This is a genomic window from Streptomyces prasinopilosus (assembly GCF_001419695.1).
GTDB classification, from domain to species: Bacteria; Actinomycetota; Actinomycetes; order Streptomycetales; family Streptomycetaceae; genus Streptomyces; species Streptomyces prasinopilosus.
Map to the genome: position 1 here is coordinate 1 of NZ_LIRG01000778.1, position 1,142 is coordinate 1,142.

Below are 1,142 nucleotides of genomic sequence, written 5' to 3' on the forward strand. Positions count from 1 at the left end.
ACATCGGCGAGGCCGACGCGCCGGCTACGCCGCCGCGTCGGCCTCGCCGATGTCCTTGCGCAGATGGGTCATCAGCTCGCGCATCTCACTGATCCCGCTGGACGAGGGGGCGGAACTCCGGGTGGCGTCGCGCAGCCAGTCCGTCGTCGCCAGGGCGAGCCGCGTGGCGTCCTGCGTCTGCCGCTCGAAGAGGAGCTCGTCGATCCGGTAGGAGACGTCGCTGAGCGTCTCCTCGCTGGTCCCCGGCGGCAGGACGTTCTCCAGCCCGGCGGGGAACGGGTCCTCGGCACGGGACGCGCGCAGGGCCTCGACGACTTCGGCGTCGTCGCTGTACCGGTCGAGGATGCCCATCAGCGCGACCAGCCGTGCGGTCAGGCGGGGAAGGCCGGGGTGACGGTCCAGCCACTCCAGCAGCCGGCGCTCGCCGCCGAGGTGTTCGGTGACCGCGTGGAGCCGCTCCTTGGCCCGGGGGGACAGGGACCAGCCCAGGGGGAGCACCGCGGCGACCTCCTCCGCGAGCCGTCCCTCCTCCGCGGGGTCCAGCCTGTCCTCGGTGAAGCGGAGGACCTTCTCCTCCTCCAGGCCGAACCTGTCCGGCCCGGCACGGTGCCGTGCGGGGTGCGAGGCGCCCGGCAGCCGACGCAACAGGTGACCGGCGAGCTTGCTGAGCGGCTTGTCGTGCACGGATCCTCCAAGCGGACCGCTGTGGTGACGTCTTCCCGGCCGCCGGGCCCCTGCCGGCGCGGGCGACGGCGGGCGGCCCCGTCCCACGCGTTCGTCGACGGCTGCACCCCCACCATGCCGCTACCTCCGCGCGGTCGCCCGTCCGGTGACCCGGTCGGGCGACGTCCCGCGCCACGGCCGACACCCGCACGGCGGACGGGGGGAAAGCGGTCGAGGGGGAGCGGACGGCGTGCCCGGTGACGTGGACCGGCGGACCGGGACGGCGGGCTGCTGGGGCGCCGCGCGGCGGCGGCGAAGGCGGGGGCGGCCCGCCGCCGGGAACTGTCCGCGATCCCGAACGGAAGGGACCCCCCGCCTTCGCGCGGGGCGGAGTCCCGGCGGAGTGATCGCCGCACCGGAGGCTCACCCGGGCGGATAGTCTGACCTGCGTCATCAGGACTCCCGGGAGTCCTGCGGAG

At 75.3% G+C, this 1,142-nt stretch carries 1 protein-coding gene; it reads right to left on the minus strand.

Going from position 1 to position 1,142, the window contains the following annotated elements; translation table 11 throughout:
* Positions 1–24 precede the first annotated feature (24 nt).
* Positions 25–684, minus strand: coding sequence for a hypothetical protein (locus tag AOK18_RS26295; RefSeq protein ID WP_079105191.1), 660 nt, complete (start codon positions 682–684; stop codon positions 25–27).
* Positions 685–1,142: the final 458 nt, after the last annotated feature.